This is a genomic window from Psychrobacter sp. T6-1 (assembly GCF_052258445.1).
The window spans coordinates 1-7,372 of record NZ_JBQQFC010000113.1 but is presented as its reverse complement, the minus strand read 5'-3'; the positions used below and the strand labels follow the sequence as shown (position 1 = coordinate 7,372).

Annotated in this window: 7 protein-coding genes; 2 read left to right on the top strand and 5 right to left on the bottom strand. The window is 45.8% G+C overall.

All coding sequences use genetic code 11. The annotated features are described in order from the left end of the window. Both ACTXGO_RS07705 and ACTXGO_RS07700 read left to right on the top strand, forming a co-directional pair. On the top strand, positions 1-420 hold a 420-nt coding region (locus ACTXGO_RS07705), incomplete at its 5' end, for an SPOR domain-containing protein (RefSeq protein WP_443573942.1). A 90-nt stretch (positions 421-510) separates the two neighbouring features. Beyond that, positions 511-1,602 carry a PTS transporter subunit IIC gene (locus ACTXGO_RS07700; protein WP_317200536.1) on the top strand — a complete coding sequence of 364 codons (1,092 nt, stop codon included), beginning with the start codon at positions 511-513 and terminating at the stop codon, positions 1,600-1,602. Between the two features lie 102 nt (positions 1,603-1,704). On the opposite strand, the gene ACTXGO_RS07695 is transcribed toward ACTXGO_RS07700, so the two are convergent. From ACTXGO_RS07695 to ACTXGO_RS07675, 5 genes are all read right to left on the bottom strand, one after another. Then, positions 1,705-2,718 carry an SDR family NAD(P)-dependent oxidoreductase gene (locus ACTXGO_RS07695; RefSeq protein WP_443573940.1) on the bottom strand — a complete coding sequence of 338 codons (1,014 nt, stop codon included), beginning with the start codon at positions 2,716-2,718 and terminating at the stop codon, positions 1,705-1,707. A 258-nt stretch (positions 2,719-2,976) separates the two neighbouring features. After that, on the bottom strand, positions 2,977-4,251 hold the full coding sequence (gene clpX / locus ACTXGO_RS07690; protein WP_443543276.1) for an ATP-dependent protease ATP-binding subunit ClpX: 1,275 nt from the start codon (positions 4,249-4,251) through the stop codon (positions 2,977-2,979). A gap of 72 nt (positions 4,252-4,323) precedes the next feature. Next, positions 4,324-5,010, bottom strand: coding sequence for an ATP-dependent Clp endopeptidase proteolytic subunit ClpP (gene clpP / locus ACTXGO_RS07685; RefSeq protein ID WP_443573938.1), 687 nt, complete (start codon positions 5,008-5,010; stop codon positions 4,324-4,326). A gap of 236 nt (positions 5,011-5,246) precedes the next feature. Beyond that, entirely contained in the window at positions 5,247-6,590 is a 1,344-nt protein-coding gene (tig, locus tag ACTXGO_RS07680; protein ID WP_443573936.1) for a trigger factor, read from the bottom strand. A 291-nt stretch (positions 6,591-6,881) separates the two neighbouring features. Continuing rightward, the coding region (locus ACTXGO_RS07675) for a non-canonical purine NTP pyrophosphatase (protein WP_443573934.1) at positions 6,882-7,372 on the bottom strand (491 nt) is incomplete at its 5' end.

The following is a 7,372-nucleotide window of genomic DNA, read 5'->3' as shown; positions in this document are numbered from 1 at the left end:
GGTATCGCTGAGAGTACAACGATAGAGCCTGCTCGCGGCAATAGCAATGCTGCTAATAGCGACAATGATATCGTTATCGTTGAAGAAAATACGACTTACGATGGGTCGCCTCCTGCTAATAATACGACCTCTAATAGAGCAACTGAGACAGGGACGGCAAGTGTACAAAGAGCGGCCCCTGCAGCTACTTATATTTTGCAGATCAACAGCTTTGGTAATGCGGACGAGGCCGATCGCCGCCGCGCGCAGGTGTTGATGGCAGGCGTGGATGCTAGAGTGGTCAAAAATACTACAGGTAACGGCTTGCCTATCTATCAAGTCATCTCACGACCTATGAATAACAGACAAGCGGTCGCAAGCGCTCAGCAGCGCTTGCAAAATAACGGTATTGACTCTATCATCGTCGAGCAGCGCCGCTGAACTACAGCAGTTCTTTTAAAAGCGTCAATAGGGCGCTTTTTTTAGCTTCTTTTTTTGACTTATTTCTTTCTTAAGAGTATGAGTATAACTATGACGTCATCACCTTTAGCTGCGCCTCCTAGCGCTATCAAAGCTTTTTTTCAAAAGTACTTTATCGATGCTTTTACCGGTATGGCGCTTGGGCTATTTGTGACCCTTATAGCAGGATTGATTATCTCGCAGATCGGTGGCTGGCTTAACTTACCCTCGCTAGTGGCTGTCGGCAAATTGGCCTCTATTTTAATGGGTGCAGGTATTGGTGTCGGAATCGCTTACTATCTTAAAGCACCGACACTAGTTATGCTGAGCTGCCTAGTCGCTGGTATGCTAGGCGCGCATTCTGAAGCGCTAATGGCAGGGACTTTATTTACCCCGCAAGTTGGCGGGCCTGCTACTTTTATCGCCCTGCCTGGCAATCCAATAGGCGCTTATCTGGCTTCCGTCTTCGCTTACCGCGCCGGCACTTGGATTGCAGGCAAGACCAAGCTAGATATTTTATTAGTGCCGTTACTTGTATGTGCAGTTGCCCTCGCGGTCTGTGCGCTACTTAATCCGCCTGTTGTCGCAGCGGTCAATGCTATCGGGCAGGGCATTCAAGCGGCGACAGAGCTGCAGCCGCTACTGATGGGAATTGTGATAGCAGTCGTCGTCGGTATCTTACTGACACTGCCGACATCTAGTGCAGCGATTTGTATTGCCATTGGACTGGGCGGTTTAGCAGGCGGGGCGGCGGTCGTTGGCTGCGCGGCACATATGATTGGCTTTGCGGTCGCCAGCTTTAAGGACAATGGGTTTAGCGGTGTTATCTCACAAGGTTTGGGTACGAGTATGCTACAGATCCCTAATGTCCTCAAAAAGCCTTTAATCTTATTGCCTGCCGTTATCGCTAGCGCTATCGTTGGCCCTATCGCAACGGTCGTCTTTGAGCTGGCTTGTACAGCGACAGGGGCGGGTATGGGTACAGCTGGATTGGTCGGTGTGTTTGGGGTAATTGAAGCCTCAAAAGAAATTATGAGCACAAGTCAGATGTGGACGGCTATTATCCTATTGATGTTTGTGTTGCCTGCTGTTATCGCAGGACTCGTCGCTTATGGAATGCGCCGTATGGGCTGGCTGGTTGCTGGTGATATGAAACTGCCTTAATTGTATAAGTCTAGAAGCACTCAAAAATAAAACCCCAGCCATATCTAATGGCTGGGGTTTTCGTATAAAAATTCATACCTAAAAGGTTTTTATCCAAAAAATTTAAGCTTGGTGCGTTTTGGCAGGTCTTTTACCTTTTAATCTACGCGATAATTTATTGACATCATTTAACACTTGACTATAACGCGCAGGGAATACCCGTTGTAGCGCGTCTATCACTTTGGCATCGTTACCGATTAAGCAGCGCGGCTGATTGGTTGCCGCTGCCTGCAAAATAATCCAAGCCGCTTGGCTGGCATCAAACTTTAAAAATTTATTGAACTTTTTGATAGCATCATTGCTAAGACCGATATCAATAATACTGTCGTTACCGCGCGCACTATTAGCAATATTGGTCTTGATACCACCTGGATGAATACAAGTCGCTGACACGCCGCTTTGCTGAATATCTAACTCTTGACGCAAGCTCTCAGTAAAACCGCGCACCGCAAATTTGCTGGCGTTATAAGCAGATTGTGAAGGCTGCGCAGTTAAGCCAAACAGGCTTGAGATGTTAATGATATGACCATGCTCTTTGAATTGTCGTGAGCTTTTGTTTTGATTATTGGCTTTGCGACTACTGTCAATCGCGCTAGCTTTGACGCTGTTTTTTATCAAAGGTAAAAACGCCTTAGTACCATAGACGACGCCCCAAAAGTTGATATCCATGACCCACTCAAGCTCACTAATACTACTGCCTTCAACCGTTGAGTACAGTGCTACTCCTGCATTGTTAAAGATAAAATTTACCTTACCATGATCGCTCATGACCTCATCCGCCCAAGCTTCAACCGCCTTGTTATCTGAGACATCCAGCATCGTAGTTGTGACTTTTATATCATAACCAACCAGTAGATCCTTGGTTTGCGCCAGTTGCTCGGCATTGATGTCTGATAATGCCAAATGACAGCCCATCTGCGCTAAATGAAGCGCCAGCTCGCGGCCCATACCGGAGCCGGCTCCCGTGATAGCAGCGACATGATCGCGATAACAAGAGTCAATATCTTGATCTTGATGGGATGAAAAGGGCAGTTGCTGACGCAGCGAGCTTGCCACAGCGGTAACGTTGTTAAGCATGATGAACAATCCTTTGTGTAATAACCTTTGTGTGATAAATGACAATCGTATACGACTTTAATAAATAATAGAACAAAAGTGGTGATTGTAGATTAGCATAGTTTACGATTAGGGCTGACAAGGATTGATAAACGCCACTGTCATTTTATAAATGTCATTATGCCAAGTAAAACAAAAACAGCGCGCAATAAAAAAGCGCCTAGCTAGTGCTAAGCGCTTGTTAATACTAATAACGACATCTACAAGTATAATAACCAGTTAAGCAATTTTAGGTATTTTACCTTCGTTAATCACTTCTTCATCTACCATAACCGTCTTGGCATTTTTCATCGACGGCAGCTCATACATAGTCTCAAGCAGAGCATTCTCAACGATAGAGCGCAGACCACGAGCACCTGTTTTACGCTCCATGGCTTTTTTGGCGATAGCGTCAAGCGCTTCATTGGTAAAGCTAATGTCAGCGCCTTCCATATCGAATAGATACTTATACTGCTTAACTAGAGCGTTCTTAGGCTCAGTTAAGATCTGTACCAGTGCTTCTTCATCCAGCTCTTTTAGCGCCGCGAGTACGGGCAGACGACCAATCAATTCTGGAATTAGACCAAACTTAATCAGATCCTCAGGCTCAACTTGTTGTAGCAAATCTGAGCTGCGCGCGCTGTCATCTTTTGAGCTGACATCGGCGTTAAAACCGATACCGCCTTTTTCAGTACGCTGCTGAATGACTTTATCGAGACCTGCAAACGCGCCACCAACGATGATAAGGATATTACTAGTATCGACTTGGATCAGCTCTTGCTGTGGATGCTTACGACCACCGTGCGGCGGGATAGCAGCAACCGTACCTTCGATAAGTTTAAGCAGGGCTTGTTGTACGCCCTCACCTGACACATCACGGGTGATAGACGGGTTATCGCCTTTTTTACTGATCTTGTCGATCTCATCGATATAGATGATACCTTGTTCGGCTTTACCTACGTCATAGTCTGAGGCTTGTAATAACTTTTGCACGATGTTTTCAACATCTTCACCAACATAACCGGCTTCGGTCAATGTCGTGGCATCTGCCATCGCAAAGGGCACATCAAGCAGACGAGCCAAGGTTTGCGCGAGCAATGTCTTACCAGAGCCTGTGGGACCGATCAGTAAGATATTACTCTTAGCCAACTCGACCATCGCATCATCAGCGCCGATCTTAGCTTTTTTACTATCGCGTGCTAAAGTTTGGCTCACTTTAAGACGCTTATAGTGATTATAAACTGCTACAGATAGCGCTTTTTTGGCAGCGTCTTGTCCGATAACGTATTCATCGAGCTTGGCGCGTAGCTCTTTTGGCGTCGGTAGTTTTTTATTGACCCACGAGGTATCAATCTCGCTATCATCGTCAGTTTCGACATCACTATCGGCGATCAGGTCGGTGCACAGCTCAATACATTCATTACAAATATTGGCATCGTCAGCGGCAATCAGCTGCTTGACATCACTTTTGGCTTTACCGCAAAACGAGCAGTGCGGGGTTTTGTCATCTGCCATATACAGGCGCTCCTAAAATTTAGTCTTGTATTGCGTAACTAGGCTTTTGATAAGTAAAAAAAGCATCAGTCTTTATAATGAGTCAGGGCGGCGCTCTAATACTTCGTCAACCAAACCGTACTCTTTGGCTTCTTTGGCATCTAACCAGTAATCACGCTCGACGTCTTTTTCGATTTTCTCGACCGGTTGACCGGTACGCTCTGCCAAAATCTGATTGAGACGGTCGCGAGTTTTTAGGATTTCACGCGCATTAATCTCGATATCAGTCGCCTGACCTTGCGCGCCGCCTGAGGGCTGATGAATCATAACGCGAGAGTTAGCTAGCGCATAACGCTTGCCGCGTTCGCCCGCCGCGAGTAAGAATGAACCCATGCTATAAGCGCCGCCCATACAGATGGTCGACACCTCAGGCTTAATAAAGTTCATAGTATCAAAGATAGCAAGGCCTGCACTTACCGAACCGCCTGGCGAGTTAATATACAGATGGATATCTTTGTCAGGGTTTTCAGCTTCTAAGAATAAAAGCTGCGCCACGATTAGGTTGGCCATGTGATCTTCAACTTGACCGGTCAAAAAGATAACACGCTCACGTAAAAGGCGTGAGAAGATATCAAACGAGCGTTCGCCGCGCGCTGATTGCTCAACGACCATAGGGATGAGGGCGGCTTGAGGGCTGCTTTGGATGTGCTTCGCTTCGTTGTGAGCACTCATCAGCATATCAAAATGGGGGTTGGCAGTGATGCGATCATAATCTGTCATAAAAGATCCTATTTATAAGTCTAAAAACATGAGCACTACGATGAATGAAAGTATCATAACTTTTTTATATTCATAATAGTGGAGTAATCCTGTGAAAAAGTAAAATGATTCCCTATTAATAGGGCGCTTATGCTCAGTTATCAAGGGCACAGACGACAAGATCGTTAATAAAAATGCCCTAACAGCAAGTGTCAGGGCATTTTTATTACTTCAAGCATTTATAACAAACTGCTCAATTACATTGCTTGTTGCTGCTGTTGCTGGGCCGCTAGCAAGTCTTGGTAGCTGACTTCTTTGTCAGTGACTTGACCTTGCTCAATTAAGTAATCAACCACTTGGTCTTCTAGAACGACAGACTCGATGTTCGCGCGTTGCTGCTTATCATTGGTGTAGTATTCAATGACCTCGTTTGGATCTTCGTAGTTTTCAGCCGCTTCTTTAATAAAGGTCTCAACGCGGTCTTGATCGACTTCGATACCTTTAGTATCGATGACGCGAGCGACGATGATACCTAAGCGCGCTGCACGTAATGCTTGCTCTTCAAACAGCTCATTTGGCAGCATATCTTTATCGAAGCTATCAGCATTCGCGCCGAACTGCTGAGAGAAGCGCTGCATCATCATGTTGCGCTGACGATCAATCTCTTGCTCTAGCATAGCGCTTGGTACGTCAAACTCGTTCTTTTCTAACAGGGCATCAAAAGTAGCTTGTTTAACTTGGCTACGCGCGGCGTTCTTGATTTCGCGTTCCATGTTTTTGCGGACGTCATCTTTTAACTTATCTATGCCGCCCTCGGTCACGCCAAATAGCTCAAGGAACGCATCATCAATCTCAGGAAGCTTGGATTTTTCGACCAGTTTTACATTGATTTTGAACTGAGCTTCTTTGCCAGCTAAGTTTTCAGCTTGGTAATCTTCTGGGAAAGTTACGTCGATAGTCTTTTCCTCCCCAGCTTTCATGCCTTTGATACCCTCTTCAAAACCTGGGATCATCTGACCACTACCGATAACCAGTTTGAAGTCCTCGCTTGAGCCGCCTTCGAATTTTTCGCCATCGATTGAGCCTTCAAAGTCAAAGGTCACTTGATTGTCTTTTGCCGCTTTGCCTTTTTTCTCAACGAACTCTTGGCGCTGCTTTTGCAAGTTTTCAATCATCGTATCGACGTCTGCATCAGCGACGCTTGCGGTATGACGCTCCACTTCGATCTCATCGATACCTTGCACGTCAACTTCTGGGAAGATCTCAACAGTGGCTTGGTATACTAAAAAATCATCTTCTAGTTTGACATCATCGATGTTTGGCATACCAACGGCGCGGATGTCTTCAGATTTGATCGCTTCAAAGACAGTATCACGGATGACATCGTTGATAACTTCTTGCTGAATGCCCGCGCCATACTGTGAGCGGATGTGCGACATCGGCACGTTACCTTTACGAAAACCATCAATCTTGGCGGTTTTGGCGACTTGACGGATACGGCCTTCGACTTTGTTTTGAATCTTTTCGACCGGGACTTTGACCGTGAGCTGCGTTTCTTTATTAGACAGCTTGTTGGTTGTGACTTGTAAATCTGTAGCCATGTTCATTACACCTTTAGGATTAAAATAAGAGTGGACAATCACGCCTCAAAAATCGATAGCCCTGATTGCCGTTGAAATCAAAAATAATAGGGGATAGCAGTTACCAAATGGGTATCACTATCAGATAACGCTTATTACCCGCTAATTGGCTGTATAATAAAACCTTTTGCTCTATTACCAGCACCAACAGCGTCTTTAAACAAAATTTAAAAGTAGAACAGTATAATCTATCTGCTAATTAAAGTAAAAGTTATCTGTTTTTAGAGTCAAACTGAGCTTATACTGAGCTTATTACGAGGGTAATTGCGTTAATAGCTGACGGATAGCTTGACCACGATGGCTGATTTGATTCTTGGTAGCCGCGTCCAAACTTGCTGCACTCGCTTGCAACTTGGGTAGCCAAAACAGCGGATCATAACCGAAACCGCCCTCGCCGAGTGGCGCCTCCAATATCTCACCTTGCCACACTCCCTGCGCGATAATTGGCAATGGATCATCCGCGTGACGCACGAGTGCTAATACGCAAACGAACTGAGCTTTTATAGCAGTATCTGGACTTTGCGCCCGTATAGGCTGCAAATCGGCAATGAGCTTGGCGTTGTTTTTGGCATCATTACCATGCTCGCCTGCAAAGCGCGCAGAGTGAATACCTGGCGCGTTGCCGAGCACCGGCACGCATAGTCCTGAATCATCAGCAATGGCAGGCAGGCCACTAATACGGCTGGCATGACGCGCTTTTATAATGGCGTTCTCTACAAAACTCAGTCCGTCCTCAATCGCAT